25 protein-coding genes are annotated in these 24,216 nt (G+C 70.1%); 12 read left to right on the top strand and 13 right to left on the bottom strand.

What is annotated here, in order from left to right; all coding sequences use genetic code 11:
- Positions 1–71: 71 nt before the first annotated feature.
- On the bottom strand, positions 72–656 hold the full coding sequence (locus ACLQ29_RS21850; protein ID WP_425773337.1) for a hypothetical protein: 585 nt from the start codon (positions 654–656) through the stop codon (positions 72–74).
- 174 nt (positions 657–830) lie between these two features.
- Between ACLQ29_RS21850 and ACLQ29_RS21845 the strand changes: the two genes are divergently transcribed.
- Together ACLQ29_RS21845 and ACLQ29_RS21840 are read left to right on the top strand one after the other, a co-directional pair.
- On the top strand, positions 831–1,856 hold the full coding sequence (locus ACLQ29_RS21845; protein WP_425773336.1) for a trypsin-like serine peptidase: 1,026 nt from the start codon (positions 831–833) through the stop codon (positions 1,854–1,856).
- 55 nt (positions 1,857–1,911) lie between these two features.
- Positions 1,912–2,820 (top strand): NAD-dependent epimerase/dehydratase family protein, encoded by a 909-nt coding sequence (locus ACLQ29_RS21840; RefSeq protein ID WP_425773335.1) that lies wholly within the window; start codon positions 1,912–1,914, stop codon positions 2,818–2,820.
- A gap of 9 nt (positions 2,821–2,829) precedes the next feature.
- On the opposite strand, the gene ACLQ29_RS21835 is transcribed toward ACLQ29_RS21840, so the two are convergent.
- On the bottom strand, positions 2,830–3,279 hold the full coding sequence (locus tag ACLQ29_RS21835) for a GNAT family N-acetyltransferase (RefSeq protein WP_425773334.1): 450 nt from the start codon (positions 3,277–3,279) through the stop codon (positions 2,830–2,832).
- Positions 3,280–3,328: 49 nt separating this feature from the next.
- On the bottom strand, positions 3,329–3,532 hold the full coding sequence (locus tag ACLQ29_RS21830) for a hypothetical protein (protein WP_393373499.1): 204 nt from the start codon (positions 3,530–3,532) through the stop codon (positions 3,329–3,331).
- 243 nt (positions 3,533–3,775) lie between these two features.
- Here ACLQ29_RS21830 and ACLQ29_RS21825 point away from each other — a divergent pair, with 243 nt between their 5' ends.
- Positions 3,776–4,294 carry a GNAT family N-acetyltransferase gene (locus ACLQ29_RS21825; protein ID WP_425773333.1) on the top strand — a complete coding sequence of 173 codons (519 nt, stop codon included), beginning with the start codon at positions 3,776–3,778 and terminating at the stop codon, positions 4,292–4,294.
- An 18-nt stretch (positions 4,295–4,312) separates the two neighbouring features.
- Here ACLQ29_RS21825 and ACLQ29_RS21820 read toward each other — a convergent pair whose 3' ends face one another.
- Together ACLQ29_RS21820 and ACLQ29_RS21815 are read right to left on the bottom strand one after the other, a co-directional pair.
- Complete coding sequence (locus tag ACLQ29_RS21820) at positions 4,313–4,753, bottom strand: VOC family protein (RefSeq protein WP_425773332.1); 441 nt, start codon at positions 4,751–4,753, stop codon at positions 4,313–4,315.
- Positions 4,754–4,945: 192 nt separating this feature from the next.
- Entirely contained in the window at positions 4,946–5,515 is a 570-nt protein-coding gene (locus ACLQ29_RS21815; RefSeq protein WP_425773331.1) for a hypothetical protein, read from the bottom strand.
- 394 nt (positions 5,516–5,909) lie between these two features.
- Here ACLQ29_RS21815 and ACLQ29_RS21810 point away from each other — a divergent pair, with 394 nt between their 5' ends.
- The 3 genes from ACLQ29_RS21810 (at position 5,910) to ACLQ29_RS21800 (ending at position 8,981) form a co-directional block, all read left to right on the top strand.
- Entirely contained in the window at positions 5,910–6,785 is an 876-nt protein-coding gene (locus ACLQ29_RS21810; RefSeq protein ID WP_425773330.1) for an alpha/beta fold hydrolase, read from the top strand.
- A gap of 448 nt (positions 6,786–7,233) precedes the next feature.
- Entirely contained in the window at positions 7,234–8,001 is a 768-nt protein-coding gene (locus ACLQ29_RS21805; protein WP_425773329.1) for an META domain-containing protein, read from the top strand.
- 452 nt (positions 8,002–8,453) lie between these two features.
- On the top strand, positions 8,454–8,981 hold the full coding sequence (locus tag ACLQ29_RS21800) for a hypothetical protein (RefSeq protein ID WP_425773328.1): 528 nt from the start codon (positions 8,454–8,456) through the stop codon (positions 8,979–8,981).
- A 114-nt stretch (positions 8,982–9,095) separates the two neighbouring features.
- On the opposite strand, the gene ACLQ29_RS21795 is transcribed toward ACLQ29_RS21800, so the two are convergent.
- The gene (locus ACLQ29_RS21795; RefSeq protein WP_425773327.1) at positions 9,096–9,587 is read right to left on the bottom strand and encodes a hypothetical protein; all 492 of its coding nucleotides are present in this window, start codon (positions 9,585–9,587) and stop codon (positions 9,096–9,098) included.
- A gap of 206 nt (positions 9,588–9,793) precedes the next feature.
- Here ACLQ29_RS21795 and ACLQ29_RS21790 point away from each other — a divergent pair, with 206 nt between their 5' ends.
- Positions 9,794–10,237, top strand: coding sequence for a hypothetical protein (locus ACLQ29_RS21790; protein WP_425773326.1), 444 nt, complete (start codon positions 9,794–9,796; stop codon positions 10,235–10,237).
- A gap of 6 nt (positions 10,238–10,243) precedes the next feature.
- Here ACLQ29_RS21790 and metH read toward each other — a convergent pair whose 3' ends face one another.
- Entirely contained in the window at positions 10,244–13,759 is a 3,516-nt protein-coding gene (gene metH / locus ACLQ29_RS21785) for a methionine synthase (RefSeq protein WP_425773325.1), read from the bottom strand.
- A gap of 262 nt (positions 13,760–14,021) precedes the next feature.
- Between metH and ACLQ29_RS21780 the strand changes: the two genes are divergently transcribed.
- From ACLQ29_RS21780 to ACLQ29_RS21760, 5 genes are all read left to right on the top strand, one after another.
- Positions 14,022–14,891: a PAC2 family protein gene (locus tag ACLQ29_RS21780; RefSeq protein WP_357254177.1), complete on the top strand. Its 870-nt coding sequence runs from the start codon at positions 14,022–14,024 to the stop codon at positions 14,889–14,891.
- A 121-nt stretch (positions 14,892–15,012) separates the two neighbouring features.
- Entirely contained in the window at positions 15,013–15,804 is a 792-nt protein-coding gene (locus ACLQ29_RS21775) for a GntR family transcriptional regulator (protein WP_425773324.1), read from the top strand.
- Between the two features lie 117 nt (positions 15,805–15,921).
- Positions 15,922–16,656 (top strand): hypothetical protein, encoded by a 735-nt coding sequence (locus ACLQ29_RS21770; protein ID WP_425773323.1) that lies wholly within the window; start codon positions 15,922–15,924, stop codon positions 16,654–16,656.
- Positions 16,653–16,985, top strand: a complete 333-nt coding sequence (locus tag ACLQ29_RS21765; RefSeq protein WP_425773322.1) for a transcriptional regulator — start codon at positions 16,653–16,655, stop codon at positions 16,983–16,985. Before ACLQ29_RS21770 ends, ACLQ29_RS21765 begins: the two co-directional genes overlap by 4 nt.
- Before the next feature lie 250 nt (positions 16,986–17,235).
- Positions 17,236–18,408: an alpha/beta hydrolase family protein gene (locus tag ACLQ29_RS21760; RefSeq protein ID WP_425773321.1), complete on the top strand. Its 1,173-nt coding sequence runs from the start codon at positions 17,236–17,238 to the stop codon at positions 18,406–18,408.
- Between the two features lie 138 nt (positions 18,409–18,546).
- Here the strand turns inward: ACLQ29_RS21760 and mshC are convergent, their stop codons facing one another.
- The 6 genes from mshC to ACLQ29_RS21730 form a co-directional block, all read right to left on the bottom strand.
- Positions 18,547–19,785, bottom strand: a complete 1,239-nt coding sequence (gene mshC, locus ACLQ29_RS21755; protein ID WP_393373454.1) for a cysteine--1-D-myo-inosityl 2-amino-2-deoxy-alpha-D-glucopyranoside ligase — start codon at positions 19,783–19,785, stop codon at positions 18,547–18,549.
- Between the two features lie 66 nt (positions 19,786–19,851).
- Entirely contained in the window at positions 19,852–20,670 is an 819-nt protein-coding gene (locus ACLQ29_RS21750) for an SCO1664 family protein (RefSeq protein ID WP_425773320.1), read from the bottom strand.
- Positions 20,667–21,257, bottom strand: a complete 591-nt coding sequence (locus ACLQ29_RS21745) for a DUF3090 domain-containing protein (protein WP_425773319.1) — start codon at positions 21,255–21,257, stop codon at positions 20,667–20,669. The genes ACLQ29_RS21750 and ACLQ29_RS21745 overlap by 4 nt, the downstream gene beginning before the upstream one ends.
- Positions 21,258–21,414: 157 nt before the next feature.
- Positions 21,415–22,119 carry an MSMEG_4193 family putative phosphomutase gene (locus ACLQ29_RS21740; RefSeq protein WP_425773318.1) on the bottom strand — a complete coding sequence of 235 codons (705 nt, stop codon included), beginning with the start codon at positions 22,117–22,119 and terminating at the stop codon, positions 21,415–21,417.
- Between the two features lie 135 nt (positions 22,120–22,254).
- Positions 22,255–23,091 carry an undecaprenyl-diphosphate phosphatase gene (locus ACLQ29_RS21735; RefSeq protein ID WP_357254159.1) on the bottom strand — a complete coding sequence of 279 codons (837 nt, stop codon included), beginning with the start codon at positions 23,089–23,091 and terminating at the stop codon, positions 22,255–22,257.
- Positions 23,088–24,140, bottom strand: a complete 1,053-nt coding sequence (locus ACLQ29_RS21730) for an LLM class F420-dependent oxidoreductase (protein ID WP_425773317.1) — start codon at positions 24,138–24,140, stop codon at positions 23,088–23,090. Before ACLQ29_RS21730 ends, ACLQ29_RS21735 begins: the two co-directional genes overlap by 4 nt.
- Positions 24,141–24,216: the final 76 nt, after the last annotated feature.

Genomic DNA, 24,216 nt, shown 5'->3' with positions numbered 1-24,216 from the left:
GACCAATCTCCGCCTTGCCGGACCGCCGCCTGGACTCCGCCTCGGCTCGACCGAGGACTTTGACACACGCCCTAGGAGTCCGCGGGCACCCCGGCGTCGAGTTGGCCGATCATCGGTGCGATCAGGTCGTTCAGCTCCCGGGCCAGGACCACGATGGCTCGGCGGGCCGTGGTGGCGACGTCGTCATCCGGACCGTCCGGGGCCGGCGGCAGATGGTCGAGCGGCACCGGCGCGTCGACCTGGAGCATCGCCCGCAGGTGCGGGCTGCGGGTCTGATCCTGCTCGGTCGGGGTCGTGTACTGGCCGAACAGTTGGGGCCAGTCGCGCCAGCCGCGGTCGCGTTGCCACTGCCTGGTCCAGGTGAGTTCGGCGGGCCAGCGGGAGATCACCGTCACGGCGCAGACCATGCTGCCGTCCCACGGGCTTCTCGTGCAGGTCGCCGAAACGATCCGCCGGTGCCAGCGGACGAAGCCGGGCGACAGCTCGGCGGCGACCCGCCAGGCGGTCGCCGCGAACCCGACCGGCGAGATGTCGCCCCAGGTGTCGGCGAAGTCGTCGAGCCGCCTGCGTACCTCGGCCTCGTAGCGGCCACCCCCGGCGGTGCCGTGCTCGCGGTCGAACTGCTCGTCCAGCCAGAAGGCGCGCGGCTCAGGCATTCCCTACCCCCGAATTCGTGAAGGTTTCTCAGGCACGACGCGACCCGTTTCGCAGTCAGGCAACCGTCACCGAACGTACACGACAGGACCACGGTGGACGGACCGCCCACGCCTAGCGTGGGCGGTACGACGTCGGAGCGTAGTGGCTCCGACCGCCAAACCTCAGGGGGTCTCGTGCGCAGGAAATTCGGCTTCGTCTCGGTGGGCGTCATGCTGCTGGCCAGCCTGGCCGTCGCTCAGCCGCCGGCCCAGGCGGACGCGGCGGGCGCGCCCACCTCGTCCGCGACCGTGACCGAGGCACGCGCCACCATCCACGGACGGGTGCCCACCGACGCGGACACCGCAGCGGCGGCGGGCCGCGCCTACTGGACGCCGGAGCGCATGCGCGCGGCACGACCCGCCCCCATGCCGCAGGGGACCGACACCTTCGACCGGGAGGCCGCCGACCGCCCCGGCCGGATCGGTGCGGCACGTGACGTGGCCACGCCCGCGACACCCCGGTCCCTGGCAGCCGGTGTGCGCGCCACCGCGGCCGGCGCGGAAACCCAGGCGGTGAACGCCTCACCCGGGGTCGGTCGCGTCTTCTTCACCCACAACGGCGAGAACTTCTTCTGCTCCGGCGGGACCATCAACAACCCGCAGGCGAACATGGTGTCCACCGCCGGGCACTGCGTACACCCCGGTGACGGCGGATCCGTCTGGCACGACAACTGGGCGTACGCGCCGGAGTACACCGAGGGTGAGGAGCTGCACGACCTCTGGTTCGCCAAGGAGTTCACCTCCGTCGAGGGTTGGGTCGACTGGGGTTACCTCTGGTGGGACTTCGCGTTCGTCACCATGCACCCACTCAAGGGCGACCGGCTCGTGCACGTCACCGGCGGGCAGGGGCTCAGCGTCAACAAGTCCAAGACGCTCACGGCGATGCTGCTCGGCTATCCGGCCGAGGCCCCGTACGACGGCCTGTCGCAGTACTACGCCCAGGGCGCCCTCAAGGCCGCCGGGGCGCAGCGGATCAAGCTGAAGAACTGCCCGCTCAACCATGGTTCCAGCGGCGGCCCGTTCCTGCGCGCCTGGGACAACGACCTCCGATTCGGGTACGTCAACTCGGTGATGTCGTACAAGTTCTCCGGCAACATGTACGGCCCCTACTTCGACGACGACGTCCTGGACATCTACAACGTCGCGAAGAACAAGCAGTGACCGGCGCCGGTCCGGTGGCTTGACAACCACCCCTGTCCAGAGTGGACGATGCACCGTGCGGATTCTCGTGGTGGGTGGCAGTGGCCTGATCGGCGCTCATGTCGTGGACGTGCTGCGCGAGCGCGGCCACGCCACCACCACTGTGGCACGGACCGCCCAGCCGGGGGTCGACCACCTCCTCGATGCCGGGTCCGCCTCGATCGAGGACCTGCGGCCGTTGCTCGCCGGTCACGACGGTGTCGTGTATGCCACCCGCACCGACGAGCAGCGGCCGCTGCCCAAGCCGATCTACCCGGAGTTCCGCCGCGACAACGTCGAACCGGTGGTACGCCTGTGCGCCGCCGCGCGCCAGGAGGGTCTGACCCGCGCGGTCGTCATGGGCTCGTACTACACCTATTTCGACCGGCTGCATCCGCAGTGGCGGCTGGCCGAGCGGCACACGTACATCAGGTGCCGTGTCGAGCAGGCCCGGGAGGGACGGGCGGCCGCCGGCCCGGACCTGCCGGTCGCCGTCCTCGAACTGCCCTTCGTCTTCGGTCGGGCCGGTGACCGGCTGCCCAACTGGGCGGGGCCGCTGGACCGGTGGGCGCGGTCGCGTACCCCCCTTGTCGTGCCGTCGGGCGGAAGCGCCGCGGTCGCGGTGCGCAGCGTCGCGGAGGTCGCGGCGGACGCCTTGGAGCAGGCCAGCGGCGCGGACATACCGGTCGCCGACGAGAACCTGACCTGGGACGACATGATCGGGCGCATCGCCGAGGCGGTCGGCCGACGCCGCCGGGTGGGCCGGCTGCCGGCCGGCGCGGCGAAGGCCGCGTTCCGACTCGGCGGCGCGTTGCAGGGCCTCGCGGGCAAGGAGTCGGGCATCAACGTGACCCACCTCGCGGGCCTTCTGCTCGCCGAGCTGTTCGTCGAGCCGACGACCGGCCGGTCACTGGACCCCGCGCTGCGCGAGACCTTCCCCGCCTAGAGGGCGGCTCTAGCTCTCGGCTGCCGGTGGTCGCGCCAAGAACGCGGTCTTGACGTCGGCCGAGAACCCGCAGGCGCGGTAGAAGGCATGCGTCGCGGGGGTACGCGAGCTAGTCATCAGCATCGCCTTGTAGCAGCCCGCGTCCCAGGCGGCCTGGAGCGTGCCGGCCATGATCTGCCGGCCGAGCCCGGTGCCGCGCCGCGACTCCTCGACGACCACGTTCTCGATGACGGCGTACGGCGACGCCGACCGGCTGAGGTTGGGGATCAGATTGAGGTACGTCGTGGCGACGACGACCCCGTCCAGTTCGAGAACGAACAGGCGCAGCCCCGGTGTGGCCACGATCTGCCGGAACACCACCTCGTCGGATCCATCGTCGAGCACCGGATCGTCGGGGTTGAGTTGCCGGTAGAGACGGATGATCTGCGCGAAGTCATCGGGCCGAGCCGCACGGAACATGCCCCGAGCGTAACGAGAACGCCAGGAGCGCCGGCCCGCGCAGGCGCCGCTAACGGTCGGTGCCCCGCACACCGCGATACACCGCGGTGATGACCACGAAGAGCGTGCCGACGAGCACGACGGTGATCGCGGCGTTGACCGCCACGGGCAGGTCCTGAACCAGATACTGCTTCACGTAGTTGCTGCCGAGAATGACGCACAGGTAGACCCACCAGGGCGCCCACCTGCCGTTCTGTTCCTCTTTCCCGCTCACGAAAGACCCCTTTCGACAATGGGTGTCGGACCCTCGGCCGTCGACGGCGGCCGGGGCACCGCGGACAGCGAGGCGACATCCATATCCACTCTGGCCCCGAGATTCGGCCGTGCCATCGACAGCGGGAACGAAAGGGACCTCATCAGTTGGTCGTACGACCGCTCAGCTCAGCGAGTTACTTCCGCTCGGCCGGGTGGGCCAACCGGAGGAGGTCGCCTTCCCGCGCGGTCAACGGTGGCGGGCGTGGTCCTGTGGCAGGATGCGGCGGTGCAGAACGTCGATGTCCGCGCGGCCACCCCCACTGATCTCGCATTCCTTGTCGACATGCTTGTGGAGGCCATCAACTGGCTGCCGGAGCGCGACTGGTCGCGCGAGCGGATCCTGGCCGACCCCGCGCTGGCGCACTATGTCACCGGGTGGATGCGGCCGGACGACGTCGGGGTGGTCGCGGTGGAGCCGGCCGGTCAGCCGGTCGGCGCGGCCTGGTGTCGGCACCTGACCGCCGCTGACCCCGGTTACGGGTACGTGAGCGACGACGTGCCGGAGTTGACCATCGGCGTGGTGGAGTCGTGGCGGGGTCGGGGTGTGGGCCGGATGCTGCTGCGCGCGGTCCTGGACGCCGCGGGCGCACGCGGCATCCGTCGGGTGTCGCTGAGTGTGGAGCGTGCGAACATCGCCGCGCGTCTCTACGCCGCGGAAGGGTTCCGCACGGTCGAGTCGTTCGAGAACGCGGACACGATGGTCGCCGACATCCACGCCTGACGCTCGCCGTGCTGGCCCTCAGCTGAGGTGTTCGGCCAATCCGACGATGATGCCCTCCGGGCCACGGACATAGCAGAGCCGGTAGACGTTCTCGTACTGCGTCAGTTCCCCGACCAGCTCGGCCCCATGCGTCCGCAGGCGGGCGACGACGTCCTCGACGTCGTCGACGGCCAACATGATCCGGCGAATGCCCAGCGTGTTCGCGGGCGCGTCGGTCGGCTCGGCCCTGATCGCCTCCGGCGTGTGAAACATCGCCAACTCGACCTTGCCGTGACCGTCCGGGGTCCGCAGCATCGCGACCTCCTGCCGGACGTCCTCGAGCCCGATCACCCGCTCCACCCAGCGCCCCTCGACCGGCCCCCTGCCCTCCAACTCCATCCCGAGTTCGACGAAGAACGCGATGACCGCGTCAAGGTCGTCGACAACGATGAGGGCGTTGTCCATCCGCTGGATCGTCATGCCGGATCTTCCCCTTCGGTGGTGCGGCCGTGCCGGCCGCTCACGTCCGGGAGACGGAGTCACCCGGAGTTCTCGGCCCGCTATCCGGCTTGCGCGCATCGTCACGGCCTGCGGCCGTACCCTCCGCGGGAAACATACCGCCGACGAGGCCCGGCACCATTCTCGGCGGCCGGGCCTCGTCGCCTCCGTCGATTACGCTGCCCGCCACCGCTTCTTGGCATCCGTCGCGGTGGTCGTGCACACCATCGGCTTACCGGTCTTCGTCACGCCACGCGCCCCCTGGGTCGAGCAGAACGCTCCGGGATGCACAGTCGACACGGCGGGCGGCTTCGGTTTCGCGGTGGTCGGCTTCGGCTTCGGCGCTGTTGTCGTCGCCTTCGGCTTCGGCGCTGTTGTCTTCGGCTTCGGCGCTGGCGTCGTCGCCTTGGCCTTCGGCTTGCTCGTCGTCGGCTTGGCGACCGGTCGGGATGTCGGCGCACCAATGGTGCGCTGCGGACCCGGGGTCGGGATCAGGGCGGGCGACGGGGTGGTGGACGCCTCTGCGCTGGGCGTCGGACTGGCGGTGACAGTCGCGTTGTCGACAATACGGTCGCGGACCGTCGAAGCGGTCGCGGTGGCCACCGCAACGGGCTTCTTGTCACTGTCGTCGTCGGTGAGCGCGCCAATGGTGCCGACGCCGCAGCACAACAAGACGGAAATGGCGGCGGCGATACCGACGGCACCGAGATTCCCGTTCTTCTTCTTCGCAGGATAGGTGGTCACCCTCCGGAGTCTGCGCGACGGGGTTGTGGGCAGACACCACTGATCGGGGACAGTTGGACCCCAAGGAAACAGGTGGTGGAATACCGCAGGATCATTGTCGTCGCCCGATTGTCGACGTCCGGCGGCTGGCCGTACCAGAAATTCCGGGAATCAGCAGACCGCGTACGCCGAACTGGTCGAACACAGTGGCCCACTCGCGGCTGCCCACCCGGCGGCGCCGGTGGCGGTCCGCAGTCTGCTGTTCCGTCGCGGGGGAACGGGTACGGGCGCGACGACTCATCACTAGGTTGGGATGGGATCGGCAGTGTCGGCCGGGCCGGGCACGATGGGCGTCGCCGCCGCTCGACGCACACCCCGATCGACGCCTCGCCACCCGTTCCAGGAGGAGGACGCGATGCAGGCCATCCACAAGGTCCGCCACCGACAGGCCGACGTCGACGGCCTGGAGGTGTTCTTGCGCGAGGCCGGACGGGCCGGGCAGCCAACCGTACTGCTGCTGCACGGGTTCCCGAGCTCGTCGCACACCTTCCGCGAGGTCATGCCCACACTGGCCGACGTCGCGCACGTGGTCGCACCCGACCTCCCGGGCTTCGGCATGTCGTCGTCACCAACCGTCGACGAGTACGACTACACCTTCGAGAACCTCTCCCGGACGATCGAGAGCCTGCTCGACCAGCTCGACGTCGAGCGCTTCTTCGTCTACCTGCACGACTTCGGCGCACCGGTGGGATACCACCTGGCCACCCGCGCCCCGGACCGCATCCGCGGCCTCATCGTCCAGAGCGGCAACGCGCACTCCGACGGCCTCGGCGAGCAGTGGGACGACGCCAAGGCGTACTGGGCCGACCCGACCGACGAACGGCGCGCCACACTGCCGGACTGGTTGACCTTCACCGGGACCCGCGACCAATACCTCGCCGGGCTGCCCGAGGGCGTACGCACGCTGCAACCTCCCGAGTCGTGGCACCTCGACTGGGAGCGCATGCGACGACCCGGCAACATCGACGCCCAGTTCGCGCTGTTCACCGACTACGCCAACCACGTCGCCCGCTTCGCCGAGCTGGCCGACTACCACGGTGCCCACCAGCCGCCGGCGCTCGTCCTCTGGGGACGGCACGACCCGTTCTTCGACGTCGAGGAGGTCCTCGCCTACCACCGCGCCCTGGAGCGGATGGACGCGCACATCTACGACGGCGGGCACTTCCTGTTGGAGACACACGCGGCCGAATGCGCCGACCTGATGCGGGCGTTCGTACTCGACAACACCTGAGCCGGCGCGCGGCGCGGCACGCATCGTGGCGCAGCAACCAGACAGCGCCTATGCCCTCGCCCCACTCGGACAGGACGCCCTACCGCGCCCTGCGCCCCCTCGTGCGGTGGTCGGGCGACTGGGCCCGCGCCCTCGCCGACGGCGACCAGGCCACCATCCGATCCAGTCCCAACGGCACGGCAGCACCATAGGTCGCCATCGCGGCAACTTTTCTCCCTACCAGCCGTTGTTAGAGGAGGTGCGTCCGTTGTTCGCCGAGTGCCGTCGAGCCCCGGCCCGATCGTGGCCGGAGGAACCGGGAGACCTCACCATGAGAAGCCACAAGGCACACCGGGGACCCCTCGCGACGGTAGTTGCGGTGGTTGTGCTTCTCACCGGATGCGCGAGGCAGGGCCAGCGGGATTCCCCAGACCCAGGACCGCCGATCTCCGGCACCACGGGGGCAGCGGTGCCATTGGCACCGGAGAGGCTGATCGACTCCTGGACACTCGTCGATGTCGCTGACCCCGGCGCGGGCACGATCCTGCGGCTCGCAGACAGTGAGCTACACCTGATCGGCAGCCACTGCGGCACCGTGGGCGGGAACTGGCGGGCCAACAGCGAAGGTGTCTTCCTCGCCGACGTCTGGTCGGCTTCCAGCGCCGTCGTCGAAGGCACCCCTGGCTGCGAGAAGGCCAGTCGAGAGACACCTGGGTGGCTGCGGAGCGTGACCGCCTACCGCTTCGACGGCACAGGGCTACCTCTCCTTCTGGACCGCCGGCGGCAACCGGTCGCCCGGCTGATCCCCGGGGCTACACCGACCCCCGAGCCCGACATGGACGCCTCCGTCCTGGCGCCGCCGGTGGTCACCGACGAGGCTCGACGGAACCTGGCCCCCGCCGTCGCACTACCGGCGGCGCTCGTACCCTTCGACCAGCGGCAGCCGGCGGGGCGTTGGGCACCCACAAGCGGGCACAGGGCGGCGTACCTGGAGTTCACGGCGGACGGTGAGTGGCACGGATCCGACGGCTGCAACGACCAGAGCGGTCGGTGGATCACCGCTGCCGGCGGCACCCTGCTCGCCACCACGAGAGCAGCCACGCTGGCGTTCTGCGCCGACAGCGTGCCGATCGGACAATGGGTCACCACGGCCCGACGAGCCGGTCTCGACGGCAAGGTTCTCGTGCTCCTCGACACTCAGGGCAAGGAAACCGGCCGGCTGTCCCCCACGAACTGAGCACCGACCCAGAGCCCAGGCATCGCCACCGCTCTGCTGACCACGGTCCGCGAGGTTGCCCGCCACCTGATCAACCGAGCCGGACTCATCGATCGGGCCGACGTTGCCAGACGCTCGACCGACCCAAACCTGGAACTCGCTCCCCGAGAGAGTCGACTCATCCCACCACCTCAGGCCGTTCCGCCCACTCCGCAACGCATGCTGATCGGTCAATTCGTAATTCGACTGACGCCGTTTCCCGCGAAGGATGATGTTGCACAACGATCGAGGGTTTGTCGAGATCCCATTGACCGGCAAGGGCTAGTCCGACGACAACCGATGAACACACAAGGGTCGGTCTGCGGCGTCGTCGCGCGCAATGCCTATCGCGCTTCCCGATGCCGCGCCATACTCTACGCGTCCAACCGCATGCCCTGGGTGACATACCCGGGCGTCTGCTGACAGGAGATGACGTGCTCAGACGCGCTTCCACGCTGGGGGTTGCCCTGCTGGCCTGCTTCGCGTTCATCGGCGTGGCCGCCGTGCCGGCGCAGGCGTGGGTCGGCGAGTGCCCCATCGATTCGGAGTGTGGCGGTGATGGCGGTGGGGGTGGCGGCGGCGGGACGCCACCCACCCCGGCCTACAACCTGCAGGGAGTCATCCAGTTGGAGGACACCGGCCACGAAGGAAGCTGGCCACTGCGTCAGGGTGGCATCAAGGTCCGCGGCTACTCCCGGCTCGCCACCTGGGGCAACGACCGGGTGGACGCCAATTACATAAACGTCCGGTGTTCCGCCACCGTGCTCAACTACTCCACCCACGACTACGACTCCGAGAACAACGGCGCCCTCGTCGACGTGACCTTCTGGTCTCCGACCGTCCCGGTCACCGGCGTTCCCGTCCAGTCCCGCACGGCCACGATCAACTGCATCCACCACGCCGAGAAGAACGGTGTCAGCTACGACACCACCAGCACCGCCCAGTTCATCATCCCCGAATGATCCCCGGCGGGGGCGGTGCAGATCGGACCGTCCCCGCCGCCTTCGGCACCGCCCGGTATGGGGTGCCAGGCTCGGCAGCTTCGCCTTGTGCGTGACCTGGCAACTCGTCGTCGGCTATGAGCCTGACCTCGACCCGAGCGCACTGTGTTCGACGAGGCCTGCGGGAAGGTCAGTGCGTCCGGACTTCTGCGTTGTCAGCGCGACGAGCTGGGCGCGCAGATCCACGGCAGGTTCACCGAGCACGATCGCGCTGATCACAAGCTCGACCATCACTCGGTCATATCGTTCAGAGCTGCGACGGTAACGCGACGGGTCGGACTCCACCGTCGCCGCTGAGATACGCCAACCACCGCCACCAACGGGCGAGAACGACGCTTCGAATATCCCGTTGCCGGTCCAGCTGCGATGCAGGAAGGCGACCTGGTCCTCAACGAACACGTTCCACTTCTCGTCCATGCCGCGAGCCTCGTAACCGAGCTTGATCCGATCCCATTGCCCGTCGGACCACGTGCGGGTCGGCAGCTCGGCCATCGGCATCGGCATCGGTGCCACGATCGGAAACACCTGCCGCAACGTCGACCGGGTGACCGGCCACGGTTCGATCATCAGCAGATCCTACGGGCGCGACGGCTGACCGGACCAGGACCACTCAGGAGCCCGACTTACCATCGACCGAGGACATGGATCCAGGGCGGTCGAGGAGGTTTCCGCGGGTGGAGTTGGACCAATTCAACACGGCTCGCCGTCGCTTCCCCGTCGGCGCGCACGTCGTGGGTCAGGTCGTCCGCATACCGAGGCCCGGAGCGATCGGGTTGTTGGTGGATCTGGGCCAGGAGCCAGAGGGCTTCGTCGACGTCCTGGTCCTACCGCACGACGCGGCCGACTGGCCTCCCGTTGGCGCAGTGATGACGTTCGAGGTTCTCGAGCACCGGCCAGGTCAGGTCCGCCTTCTGCCTCTCGACGAGCAGTTCCGCTCACAGACCTATCAGCCGAGTAGCCTGAGCCACCAGGAGTGGCTGTCCATCAGGATGCGCTTCCCCATCGGCTCCGTGGTCACCGCGACCGTCACTCACGTCTTCACCTCGAACCGGGAGTACGTGGTGCGGTTCGCGGATTGCTGGTCAGCCCTGGAATGGAACAGCCAGGCCCCGAAGGTTGGCGCCACCGGCAGGTACACCGTCACCCGGCATCTGGATCACACTCAACGGGTCATCCTTGCGCCGGCCAGCTCAACCCCGCACGCGGCGGGCCATTGATGCGGCTTACTTGGCGTTGAAGTAACTCGCCTCCGGGTGGTGGACCACGATCGCGTCGGTGGCCTGCTCCGGCATCAACTGGAACTCCTCGGACAACTCCACGCCGATCCGCTCCGACCCGAGCAGGTCCACGATCTTCGCCCGGTCCTCCAGATCGGGGCAGGCCGGGTAGCCGAACGCGTACCGGCAGCCCCGGTAGTCGTTGCGCAGGATCCCGGCCAGGTCCCCAGGGTCGTCGGTGCTCAGCGGACGGCCGTCGGGCAGCGTCAACTCGGCCCGGATGCGCCGGTGCCAGTACTCGGCGAGCGCCTCGGTGAGCTGCACGGACAACCCGTGCACCTCCAGGTAGTCGCGGTATTCGTTGCGGGCGAACAGCTTCGCCGCGTACTCGCTCACGGGTTGCCCGACGGTGACCAGTTGCAGCGCGACCACGTCGAGCTGGTCGCCCTTGGGCTTGAAGAAGTCCGCCAGGCAGAGCCGCCGCTCCTGCCGCTGCCGGGGGAACGAGAACCGGGCGCGCTCCGCGTGCCCGTTCTCGTCGAGCACCACCAGGTCATTGCCTTCGGAGTACGCGGGGAAGTAGCCGTACACCACGGCTGCCTCAAGGACCTGGTCGGCGATCAGCCGGTCCAGCCAGTAGCGCAGACGCGGCCGGCCTTCGGTCTCCACCAGCTCCTCGTAGGACGGACCCTTGCCGCCCCGGGCGCCGTTCAACCCCCACTGCCCGCGGAACGTGGCCCGCTCGTCGAGCAACGCCGCGTACTCGGCCATCGGCACGCCCTTGACGACCCGTGTGCCGAAGAACGGCGGGGTGGGCACGGGCACGTCCACGGCCACGTTGGAGCGGACCGAGGAGTCGTGCAGCTCCGGCAGGGACTCGGTCACCATGGACCGCTGCCGTTCCCGGCGGGCCCGCCGCGCCGCCAGGGCCGCCTCCCGCTCCGGGTCGATCACCGGCGCGCCACCACGCTTGGCGGTCATCACCTTGTCCATCAGGGACAGCCCTTCGAAGGCGTCCCGCGCGTAGTGCACCTGGCCGGGGAACACCGACCGCAGGTCGTCCTCGACGTACGCGCGGGTCAGCGCCGCCCCGCCCAGCAGGACCGGCCAGCGCTCCGCGACCCCGCGGGTGGCCATCTCGGCCAGGTTTTCCTTCATGATGACGGTGCTCTTCACCAGCAGCCCGGACATGCCGATCGCATCGGCGCGGTGCTGCTCGGCGGCGTCCAGGATGGCGCTGATCGGCTGCTTGATGCCGATGTTCACGACCTCGTAGCCGTTGTTGGACAGGATGATGTCGACCAGGTTCTTACCGATGTCGTGCACGTCGCCGCGCACGGTGGCGAGCACGATGCGGCCCTTGCCGCCGTCCTCGATGGTCTCCATGTGTGGTTCCAGGTAGGCCACCGCGGTCTTCATCACCTCGGCGGACTGGAGCACGAACGGCAACTGCATCTGGCCGGAGCCGAACAGCTCACCGACCACCTTCATGCCGTCCAGCAGGATGTCGTTGATGATCGACAACGGGGACCGGCCGCCGGCCATCGCCTCGTCCAGGTCGGCCTCCAGGCCGTTGCGCTCACCGTCGACGATCCGCCGCTTGAGCCGCTCGTCCAGCGGCAGCGCCGCCAACTCCTGGGCCCGGCTGGCCCGGGCGCTCGTCACGTCGACACCCTCGAAGAGCTCCAGGAAACGCTGCACCGGGTCGTAGCCCTCGCGACGCCTGTCGTACACCAGGTCCAGGGCGACCTCGCGCTGCTCGTCGGGGATCTTCGACATCGGCAGAATCTTGCTGGCGTGCACGATCGCCGAGGACAGGCCGGCCTGCACACACTCGTGCAGGAACACCGAGTTGAGCACCTGCCGGGCCGCCGGGTTGAGCCCGAACGAGATGTTCGAGATGCCCAGGGTGAAGTTGACACCCGGGTAGCGGCGGGCGATCTCCCGGATCGCCTCGATCGTCTCGATGCCGTCGCGGCGGGTCTCCTCCTGGCCGGTGGCGATCGGGAAGGTCAGCGCGTCGATCAGGATGTCGGAACGGTCCACGCCCCAGCGGCCGGTCAGGTCGTCGATCAACCGCGCCGCGACCCGGACCTTCCACTCCTGGGTACGCGCCTGGCCCTCCTCGTCGATGAGCAGCGCCACCACCGCCGCGCCGTGCTCACGGACGATCGGCATCACCCGCGCGTACCGGGACTCGGGGCCGTCACCGTCCTCGAAGTTCACCGAGTTGACCACGCAGCGACCGCCGAGCATCTCCAAGCCGGCCTCCACCACATTCGGCTCGGTGGAGTCCAACATGATCGGCAGGGTGGACGCGGTGGCGAACCGGCCGGCCAGCTCGCGCATGTCCTGCGTGCCGTCGCGGCCCACGTAGTCCACGCACAGGTCGAGCAGGTGCGAGCCGTCCCGGGCCTGACTGCGGGCGATCTCCACACAGGCCCGCCAGTCGCCGGCGAGCATCGCCTCCCGGAACGCCTTCGAGCCGTTGGCGTTGGTCCGCTCCCCCACCATCAGCACCGACGCGTCCTGGGCGAACGGCACCGGGTGGTAGACCGAGGAGACGCCCGCCTCGTGCCGCGGCTCACGGGCCGGGGCGGTGACGCCGTGCAGCCGCTCGGACAGCACCCGGATGTGCTCCGGGGTGGTGCCGCAGCAGCCGCCGATCAGACCCACGCCGTACTCGGTGATGAACCGCTCCAGGGCCTCGACCAGCTCCACGGGAGTCAGCGGGAAATATGCCCCGTCGGCGGTCAGCACCGGCAGGCCGGCGTTCGGCATCACCGACAGCGGGATGCGGGAGTGCTGCGACAGGTAGCGCAGGTGCTCGCTCATCTCGGCCGGGCCGGTGGAGCAGTTGAGGCCGATCAGATCGACCCCGAGCGGCTCGATCGCCGCCAGGGCCGCGCCGATCTCGCTGCCGACCAGCATGGTGCCGGTGGTCTCCACGGCCACGTTACAGATGATCGGCACCGACTGGCCCAGCTCGGCCATCGCCCGCTTCGACCCGACCACCGCCGCCTTGACCTGCAGCAGGTCCTGGCAGGTCTCGATGATCAACGCGTCCGCGCCACCGACGATCAGACCGGCGGCGTTCTCCTGGTACGCGTCGCGCAGGGTCGCGTACGCGGCGTGCCCGAGGGTGGGAAGTTTGGTGCCCGGCCCGATCGAACCGAGCACGAAGCGGGGCCGCTGCGGTGTGCTGGCCGCGTCGGCGGCCTCCCGGGCGATGCGCGCGCCCGCCTCGGACAGCTCCCGGATGCGCTGCGGGATGTCGTACTCGCCGAGGTTGGCGAGGTTGGCGCCGAAGGTGTTGGTTTCCACGCAGTCCGCGCCGGCGGCCAGGTAGGCGTCGTGCACCCCGCGCACCACGTCCGGCCGGGTGACGTTGAGGATCTCGTTGCATCCCTCGAGGCCGTCGAAGTCGTCGAGCGTGAGGTCCGCGGCATGCAACATCGTGCCCATCGCCCCGTCGGCGATGAGAATCCGTTCGGCCAGCACATCCATAAACGAAATCCGCACCTGTCCAGGTTAGTGCGGCTGCCGCCCCGCTCATCGGCCCTCGACACCCGATCCCACATTGTGTCAGCGGGATCACGCTGTCCGGTCCGTTCGTGTATGACCGGGCCTGGAAGCGGCCGACCGGCGCGGCCGACAGGCCGTACCTCCGCCCGGGACGTAGGCTGACGGACGTGAAGGACAACAGGGACGCCGCCGTGCACCACGGTACGACGACCGGGCGCCATCCCGGCGCCGGCCGCGACGAGCAGGGTGAGGTGACGGCGTGACCGAGTTCGACGGACTGCCGGTGCTGCGGTCCCCGGTGGCCATCGCCGCGTTCGAGGGCTGGAATGACGCCGCCGACGCGTCCACCGCCGCCGTGGAGCACCTTGAGCAGGTCTGGAACGCCCGGCAGATCGCCGAGTTGGATCCGGAGGACTTCTACGACTTCCAGGTCAGCCGGCCCACCATCACGATGGCCGACGGGGAGACCCGCCGGGTGGAGTGGCCGACGACCCGGTTCATGGTGGCCAGCCCGGAGGGCACCGACCGTGACGTGGTGCTGATCCGCGGCATCGAGCCGAGCATGCGCTGGCGCACGTTCTGCGAGCAGGTGCTGGAGATCTGCCACAGCCTCGAGGTGGAACGGGTGGTGCTGCTCGGCGCGTTGCTGGCCGATGTTCCGTACACACGGCCGCTGCCGATCAGCGGCAGCGCCTCCGACGCGCAGGCCGCCGAGCGTTACCAGCTCACCCCCACCCGCTACGACGGGCCGACCGGCATCGTCGGCGTGCTGCACGACGCGTGCACCCGCGCCGACGTGGACGCCGTCTCGTTCTGGGTGCACGTGCCGCACTACGCCAACAACCCGCCCTGCCCGAAGGCCACCCTCGCCCTGCTGCACCGGGTGGAGGAGGTCGTCGACCTGCCGGTGCCGATGGCCGACCTGGCCGAGGAGTCCGCCGAGTGGGAGCAGCGCGTCCGCAGCGCCGCCGAGCAGGACGCCGAGCTGGGCGAGTACGTCCGTGAGCTGGAGGAACGGGTCGGCGACGAGGGCATCACCCCGCTGACCGGTGACGAGATCGCTCAGGAGTTCGAGAAGTACCTACGCCGCCGGGGCGGTTCGGCAGGCCCCACCGCCGGCTCCTGGTAGCACTGCTCATCGCGGGCCCTCGGACCTTCGTGGTCCGGGGGCCCGTTTTCGCGTGTCCGGGGTAGCGCCGACACACCCTCTAAGGCATCCTAGGAACCTAGATGTGATCAAGGAGGCGGGTGTGCAGATCAATCCCGGGGCCGCCGAGTTCCCACACCGACAGATCGCCGCACAGCTCAAGGCCCAGGTGCGCCGCGGCGACTGGGGGCCCGGCGAGCGACTGCCGTCCATCCCGGCCATCGCCGAGATGTTCGGCGTCGCGAAGCAGACCGTGCAACGCGCCGTCGACCAGCTGCGGGTCGAGGGCATCCTGATCACCAAACCCGGCTCCGGTACGTACGTCCGGGGCACCCGACGCCGACTCAACCGCCTCTCCCGAGGCCGGTACGGCGGCTTCCGCGGCTACCACACCGATCTGGCCGCCCGCTACCGTCAGCAACTCGTCTCGGTCGGTCGCGCCCCCGCCCCCGCCGAGGTCGCCGACGCGTTCGGCGTGCCCGACGGCACCGACCTGCTCTGCCGCCGACACCTCGTCCGCACCGACGACTCCCCCGTCGAGGTGGGCGCCTCCTGGTTCCTGCCCACCGACACGGTGGGCACCTCGCTGGAGCGCGCCGAGGCGTTCGGCCGCCCCCTCTACCAGGAGGCCGAGGAGGTCACCGGGCGGCGCTACGTGTCGGCCACCGACACGATAAGCGCCCGCCAGCCCAGCCGGGAGGAGGCCGAGACGCTCCAGATCCGGCCGGACACCCCGGTGCTGCACCTGCTGCACGTCGCGTACGACGCCCGCCGCAAGCCCATCGAGGTAGCCCAGGCCACCTGGCCCGGCCCGATGACCACCCTCACCGAGGAGTACAAGATCCCCGCCCCGACCCCCGAGCAGGACCCGGACCCCGGCCTGGTCCTGGGCTAGGTCCGGCTCGCCGATCATGTCCGCCGGGCATGGCGCGTGGCCACGTCCAGGGCCACGACGCGATTGAGGGCGACTAACTCTCTTGCGCGGATGGGTCTGTAATGCAAAGCTGACTGCATGACACACGAATCCGCTTCCCAGGCGGACGGGCCTCACGAGCTGTTGGCGGCCGTGCGCGACCTGACACACCAGGTCCGTGTCGCCCAGCGCGGCACCTGGTTTCCACTGCTGGTCTTCGCGGTGATCACCCTGGTCGCGATACCCGTCTACCGGTACGCCCCCTACCTCGATCTCTTCGACACCTGCCGATCCCGGCCGCAGCACACGGTCTGCACGGCTCCCAACCCCGCGCAGCTCGGGTACTGGACGGTCGCGCTGGTGCTCGCCTACGCGGCGATCGCGGGCTTCTACGTCAGGCAGTCCCGACGGCGTGGCGTGGGCACCCCGATCCGCCCCTACGTCGTCGTCGGCGTCGCGTTGGCCGTGCTGATGGCAGCCGTGTCGATCTGGCTGACGTTCCACCCGCTCATCCCCGTCCCCACCGACCCCTTCTCCACCGGCCCGGTCGAGATCGAGGTCGGGCCGGCGGCGTGGCTCGTCAACGGGCTGGCCAGTCCCATAGCGGTCATCGCGCTTGCGCTGCTGGTGCTCGCGTGGGTCGAACGCACCTGGGCGCTGCTGGCGTACAGCCTCGTCTACTTGGCGATCGTGCTGGTGCAGGGCGGCCAGGTCATCCACTCGACCTCGCCGTGGTTCTTCCTGCCGTACCTGCTCGTCCCGGCGGCGCTGCTGCTGCTGGGCAGTGGCGCCTTCGCCCTGATCCGGGCGACCACCGAGGTTCCGGGGCGATGACCGACCATCCCACCAACGGCCTCGACGACGTGGTCCACCAGCGCGTCCGACTGGGAATCCTGGCCATCGCGCACGAGGCCCGCCAGGTCGAGTTCGGCTTCCTGCGCACCACCCTGCAGCTGACCGCCGGCAACCTCGGGCAGCACCTGACCGTCCTGGAGAAGGCCGAGCTGATTGAGATCGAGAAGGGCTACGAGGGCAAGCGCCCACGCACCTGGGTAACTCTCACCGCTGCCGGTCAGGCAGCCCTGCGCGATGAGATCGCCCACCTCAAGCAACTCATTCATGAGGTCGAACAAGCGGAGACGGCGCCGACCGCCGACCGGTGACCCGACGGCCAGCCGACGTGCGCGGACCGGATCCGGTGCCGCACGGGTCCGTCCGCCCGGCCACGGGCAGGCCCGGTGTCTCCACCATCGGAGCACTGATGTCTTCCTCATCGAAGAGCGCTGACGCCGCCGCAACTACACCCTCAGTGTATACACTGCGATTGTATCGATGGCCGGAGCGCTCCGTTGCGGCGTCGAGAAACCCAGGGGAGGACAAATGAAAACCGTGCAGCCAATGGGTGGACGGGGAATGACGCGCCGCGGCCTCGTCGGAGCGGCGCTGGCGACCGGGGTCAGCCTGCCGCTGGGCATCGCCGGCCGGGCCACCGCAGCCACCGCCGATCCGGGTCTGGTCCGGCTCACTCTGCCCCAGCCGACCGGGCCGTACCGCGTGGGAACGGTGTCGCTGCACCTGGTCGACCGTTCGCAGCCGGATCCGCTGGCCGGCCCGGGCCGGTACCGGGAGCTGATGGTCAGCGTCTGGTATCCCGCCCGAGACGTGCGCCGGTACCCGCGTGCCCCCTGGATGACCCCCGCGTCGATGCGCGCGCTGCTGGACTCCGCCGGGTTCGCACCCGACGCCGCGCTGGCGCCCCTGACGGCCGGGCACGAGGGTGCACCCGTACGGCATTCGCGCCGACGGTTGCCTGTGGTGGTGTACTCGCACGGCGCCGGCAGCCACCGTTCGGACACCACGATCGTGGTGCAGGAACTGGCCAGCCACGGCTACGTGGTCGTCACGGTGGACCACACGTACGACGGGTTGAGCGAGTTCCCCGACGGCCGGGTCACCGTCCGGGAGGACAACGTTGATTCCACCCCGTGGACCTACACCCGCGACGTCCGATTCGTCCTCGACCAGATCGCCGACCTCGCCGACGGGCGCAACCCCGACGTGGACCACACTCCGCTGCCGGCCGGGCTGGGCGCCGCCCTCGACCTGAGCCGGATCGGCATGTTCGGCTGGTCGAAGGGCGGCACCGCGACGGCTCTGACCATGGGCACCGACCGGCGGATCCGCGCGGGGCTGAGCCTGGACGGCCCGATGGTGTCGCAGCCGCTGCCCGCCACCGACCTGTACCGGCCGTTCATGCTGATGACGGCGGATTACACCCGGGCCACCGAACCCGCGGTCGCCGAATTCTTCACGCACCTGCGCGGGTGGCGGCTCAATGTTCAGGCCGAGGGCGCGATCCACGTGTCATACGGCGACAACCAGTGGCTGGTGCCGCAACTGGCACGGGTCGTCGGGATGAGCGACGAGGACCTCGCCGACTGGATCGGCACTCTCGACCCCGCCCGCGCGGTCCGCATCGGGCAGGCGTACCCGCTGGCGTTCTTCGACCTGCACCTCCGGCACCGCGGCGGCCACCTGTTGAGCGGCCCGAGCCGGTCCTTCCCGGAGGTGACGTTCATTCCGTGACGCGGTGATCGACTCCGCTTCCTGGAAGTCGGTGTGTCGCACCCGTCGGGACACCGCGACATCCCGGAAACCGAGTCGATCACCCTCCCGGGGCGGCACGGACGGGACGTGCGGCGTGCTCCGCCGGGAGGGCAGGCCTTAGAGGCGGACTCCCAGTAGGGCGTCCACCGTCTTCGCGAAGAGGGCGGGAGCCTCGGGGTCATCCGTGGCGCCGGCCAGGGTGGCGTCGGCCCAGCGGTCGGCGACCGCCAGGGCGCCCGGGGTGTCGAGGTCGTCGGCGAGGCGCTCGCGTACCCCGGCCAGCAGCTCGGCCCCGGACGGCCCGGCGGGCGCGGCGGCGGCCCGACGCCAGCGGGCCAGGCGCTCCTGCGCGGCCGTGAGCAGCTCGTCGGTCCAGGTGCGGTCGCTGCGGTAGTGCCCGGAGATCAGCGCCAGCCGGATCGCCATCGGGTCGACCTTGTCGGCGCGCAGCCGGGACACGAAGACCAGGTTGCCGCGGGACTTGGACATCTTCTCGCCGTTGAGGCCGATCATCCCGGCGTGCACGTAGTGCGTGGCGAACGGCGCCTGACCGGTGAGCCGCTCGGCGTGCGCGGCGGACGCCTCGTGGTGCGGGAACAGCAGGTCGTTGCCGCCGCCCTGCACGTCGATCCGGTCGCCGAGCAGGTTCAGCGCGATCACCGCGCACTCGATGTGCCAGCCCGGGCGGCCCGGACCCAGCTCGCCGCCCGGCCAGGACGGCTCGCCCTCGCGGGCGCCGCGCCACAGCAGCGGGTCGAGCGGGTCGCGCTTGCCGGCCCGGTCCGGGTCACCGCCGCGTTCCGGGAAGATCTCGAGCATCTGCTCGCGGGTCAGGTTGGATTCGTAGCCGAACCGGCCGGTGGCGGAGATGTCGAAGTAGACGTCGCCGGTGCCGTCGTCGAGCCGGTACGCGGCGCCGTCCTTGACCAGCACCTCGACCTTGTCGGCGATGTCCGGGATCGACTCGACGGCACCCACGTAGTGCGCCGGCGGGATGATCCGCAGCGCCTCCATGTCCTCCCGGAACAGCGCCGTCTCGCGCATCGCCAGGACCACCCAGTCCTCGCCGTCGCGGGCGGCCCGCTCCAGCAGCGGGTCGTCGATGTCGGTGACGTTCTGCACGTAGCGCACCGGACGGCCGGCGTCCCGCCACATCCGCTGCACCAGGTCGAAGGTCATCATGGTGGCGGCGTGACCGAGGTGGGTGGCGTCGTACGGGGTGATGCCGCAGACGTACATGCTGCCCGCGTCGGCCGGCTCGCTCGGGTGGACACCCTGCCGTGCCGAGTCGTACAACGCCAGCGGCTCGCCCCTGCCCGGCAGCCGTGGCACCTCGTGTCCCGCCCAAGACTCCATGGGATCAGCCTAGCCAGCCAGACGACCACGTCGGAGCGCCCCACGGGTGATCAAGATGACAACGTTTCACATTGGCGGCCAGGGGATCGCCGGCCAGTCCTCCGGTGGCTGCGGGAAGCGGCCGGTCTCGCGCAACCTGTCGATCCGGGAGGCCACCTCGGTCACCTCGGTGATGGTGAGGTGGTCGGCCAGCTCCGCGCCGAGCGCCCCGGCGACCTGCCCGGCGAGCCCGTCGAGCATCTCCACGGCATCCGGGGGCAACTGCTTGCCGGCCCAGCCCCAGAGCACCGTACGCAGCTTGTCCTCCACGTGGAAGCTGACCCCGTGGTCCACCCCGTAGATCCGGTCGTCGGCGCCGACCAGCACGTGGCCGCCCTTACGGTCGGCGTTGTTGAGCACCGCGTCGAGCACCGCGAGACGGGCCAGCCGTGGGTCGTCGGCGTGCGCGAGCGCGTAGGCGGCGCCGTCGTCGTCGCGGGCCGCGGCGATCGGGAACCAGCGTGGCGGCAGCTCGTCGGCGGGCAGGAAGCCCACAAGCGGCTCGGCGTCCTCCGGCTCGTCGATCCAGAGCTGGCAGGAGCCGGGGCCGAACGGGCCGTCGCGCAACACCGTGGGCGGCACCAGGCCCCAGCCGGTGGCCCGGGAGACCAGGTACGCCGAGACCTCCCGGCCGGCCAGGGTGCCGTCGGGAAAGTCCCAGAGCGGACGCTCACCCCGGACCGGTTTGTAGACGCAGCGGGCGGTGGCCCCGTCCAGGGTCAGGATGCCGCGCAACGTGGTGTTCGACGCGTCGACCAGCCGACCCTCCAGGTCGAGCGAGCCGTCCTGCAGCAGCCGCAGCGCCGCGTCGCCGTCCTGGCGAGGCTGGAGGCCGGACGAGGTCACCGGTGATAACCGTTGTGCCGCGGGCAGAGGTGCCCGGCGGGGTCCAACGGTTGGCCGCAGAGCGGGCACGGAGGCCGACCCGCGTTGACCACTCGCCGGGCCCGCTCGATGAACTGGCGGGTCGCCTGCGGGGTGAGCCGGACCCGGAGCCGGTCGAGGTCCTCGTCCGGCTCGTCGTCCTCGACATCGTCGTCGTCGGGGTCCTCGTCGTCCTCGTCGTCCAGCTCGACCTCGGGCTCCACCTCGCCCGCGGCGATCGCCTCGATCACCACGGTCGCGGTGTCCACGTCGAAGGCCAGCCCGAGGGTCCCGACCCGGAACTCCTCGTCGACAGGGGTGTCCAGTGGCTCGTTGTCACCGATCACCGGTGCCAGCTCGGGCAGGTCCACCCCGAAGCGACGCTGCGCCTCGGTGAGCAGCTCCTCCAGCTTCTCGGCGAGCAGGGACACCTGAACCTTTTCCAGCGCGACGCTGACCAGCCTGCCGCCGCCGCGGGCCTGCAGGAAGAACGCGCGCTCCCCCGGCGGCCCGACAGTCCCGGCGACGAACCGCTCCGGCGGTTCGAAGGCGTGCACCTGGTGGGTCATACCCACGACCCTATCCGGCCAGCCATGGCACCGCGCACCCCACCGACCCGAATCGCCCGAGGCACGCCGCGCCCGGCGGAGCAGGGGCGATTACCGGGCGTGGCGGCCTCTGCGGCGTGCGCTGACGCCCCGATCGGGGGCGGTGTCGTGACGCGCCTCACCGCGACCCACCCGCCCCACCGCCGACGGCCGCGTCCGAGTCGGCCACGCGGCTCGCGCGCCGACGCCGCTTTGCCGGCGGCGGCACCAGCGCCGCCAGGTCGCCGCCGGTGTCGTTGAGTCGCACCAGAAACGGACGCAGCGGCGTGAACCGGATCGCCGTCACCGACGCCGGGTCGGCCACGATCCGCTGAAAGGCATCCAGGTGTACGCCGAGCGCGTCGGCCACGATGGCCTTGATCACATCGCCGTGGCTACAGGCCAGCCAGACCGCCTCCGGCCCGTGTTCGGCGCTCACCCGGGCGTCCCAGGCGCGCACCGCCGCCACGGCACGCGCCGCCATCGCCGCCATCGCCTCCCCACCCGGGAAGACCGCCGCGCTGGGGTGCTGCTGGACGACCGGCCAGAGCGGCTCCTTGGCGAGCTTCTTCAGCGGCTGCCCCTCCCAACTGCCGTAGTCGCACTCGATCAGCCCGTCCTCGACCACCGGGGCGGCCTGCGGGAGCGCCAACTCCAGGGTCTGCCGGCACCGGATCAGCGGGCTGGTCACCACGGCGGCCAGCGGCACCGCCCGCAGCCGCTCGCCGACCGCGGTGGCCTGGGCGCGTCCGGTGTCGTCCAGCTCGACCGGTTGCCGGCCGGCGAGGCCGCCGTCGGCGTTCGCCGTGGTTCGGCCGTGTCGCAGAAGCAGAAGGGTCGCCACGGGACCACCCTATGACCTGGGTCCCGCGCCGGGCCGTCGCGGGCCGCGCAGGCACCACCTCAGGTGGGCGGCGGGGAGACGACAGCGGCCCCCGGCCCCGCCCGAAGGCAGGACCGGGGGCCGTCGACGGGTCGGTCAGGTGGCGTCGATCGCGCCGGTCAACAGCAGCGCCAGGACCAGCGTGCCCAACGCGACCCGGTACAGCACGAAGACGTACAGGGTGTGGTGGGCGACGTAGCGCAGCAACCAGGCGATGGCCGCGTACCCGATGCCGAAGGCGATCAGGGTGGCCACGATCGTCTGGGCCACCGTGGGCACGGAGGTGCCCGGGGCGGACGGCTCGAAGACGTCCCCGAGGCTGAACACGCCGGACATCACCACCGCGGGGATGGCCAGCAGGAACGAGTACCGGGCCGCCGCCTCCCGGGTGAGGTTGAGCAGCAGGCCGGCGGTGAGCGTGCCGCCGGAGCGGGACACCCCGGGGACCAGCGCCATGGCCTGGGCGAAGCCCATGACGATGCCGTCCTTCATCCGGAAGTTCTCCAGGGTGCGGGTCTGCCGCCCCCAGTACTCCGCGAACGCCAGCACGAAGGCGAACACGATGAGCGTGGTCGCCACGACCCAGAGATTGCGGCCGGCGGTCTTGATCTGGTCCTTGAACAGGAAACCGAACAGCCCGATCGGAATCGAGCCGACGATCACGTACCAGCCCATCCGGTAGTCCAGGCTGGACCGGACCGACGTGTCCCGGATGCCGACCAGCCAGGTACGGGTGATCCGCCAGATGTCCTTGGCGAAGTAGATCAGCACGGCCGCTTCCGTGCCGAGCTGGGTGACCGCGGTGAACGACGCGCCGGCGTCCCGGTCGAAGAAGATCGCCGAGGTGATCCGCAGATGCCCCGACGAGCTGACCGGCAGAAACTCGGTCAGTCCCTGGACGATGCCCAGGACGATTGCCTCAACCCAGGTCACTCGCCGACTCCCGAAAGATCAAGTGCCTCGGCGACGGTACGCAGGGTCTGCACACCGCTGTCCCGGTCGGCCACGAACAGGGTCACCGACAGCGTGGTGACGCCGGCGGCAGCGTACTCCCGCATCCGCTCGGCGATGCGCTCCTTCGGGCCGAGCAGTGAGGTGCGGTCGATGAACTCCATGGGTACGGCCGCGGCGGCGTCGCGCTGCCGCTTGGCCAGGTACAGCTCCTGCACCTCGCGGGCGGCGTCGCCGTAACCCATCCGGGTGGCGAGCTGGTTGTAGAAGTTCTGCTCCCGGCTGCCCATGCCGCCCACGTACAGCGCCGCGTACCAGCGCACCAACTCGGCGCAGGAGGCCACGTCGTCGCCGATCACCACCGGCACCGAGGGCACCACGTCGAACCCGGCCAGGTCCTTGCCGACCTTGGCCCGCCCGGCCCGGACCGAGGCGAGCTGCTCCTCGGCGAACTCCGGGGCGTAGAACACGGCCAGCCAGCCGTCGGCGATCTCGCCGGCCAGCTCCAGGTTCTTCGGGCCGACCGCGGCCAGATAGATCGGTATGTGCTCGCGTGGTGGGTGGAAGCCCAGTCGCAGCGCCTTGCCGGGGCCGTCCGGCAGCGGCAGCGTGTAGTGCTGCCCCTCGTACGCCACCTCCTTGCGGGCGATGGCCAACTTCACGATATCGACGAACTCGCGGGTCCGGGCGAGTGGCTTGGCGAACCGCACACCGTGCCAGCCCTCGGAGACCTGCGGGCCGGAGACGCCCAGGCCGAGGCGGAACCGCCCGCCGGAGAGCGCGTCGATGGTGGCGGCGGTCATGGCGGTGGCGGCCGGCGTACGGGCGGGGATCTGCATCACCGCGGCGCCGACGTCGATCCGTTCGGTCTGGCCGGCCATCCAGGCGAGCATGCTGGGCGAGTCGGAGCCGTAGGCCTCCGCCGCCCACACCACCGAGTAGCCCAACCGGTCCGCCTCCTGGGCGAGCGCCAGGTGGTCGGCCGGTGTGCTCCACGCCGTCTGGTATCCGAGACTGAGCCCGAGTCGCACTGGTCCTCCCCCATCCGTGGCACAGGTCGCACCAGGTTACGCAATGCCGATAACGGACTCGATCACCGGCTCGACC

Source organism: Micromonospora sp. DT228 (genome assembly GCF_049841595.1).
Classification (GTDB): Bacteria; Actinomycetota; Actinomycetes; order Mycobacteriales; family Micromonosporaceae; genus Micromonospora.
The sequence above is the reverse complement of the archived record's forward strand: the minus strand, read 5'-3'. Positions and strand labels throughout refer to the sequence as shown.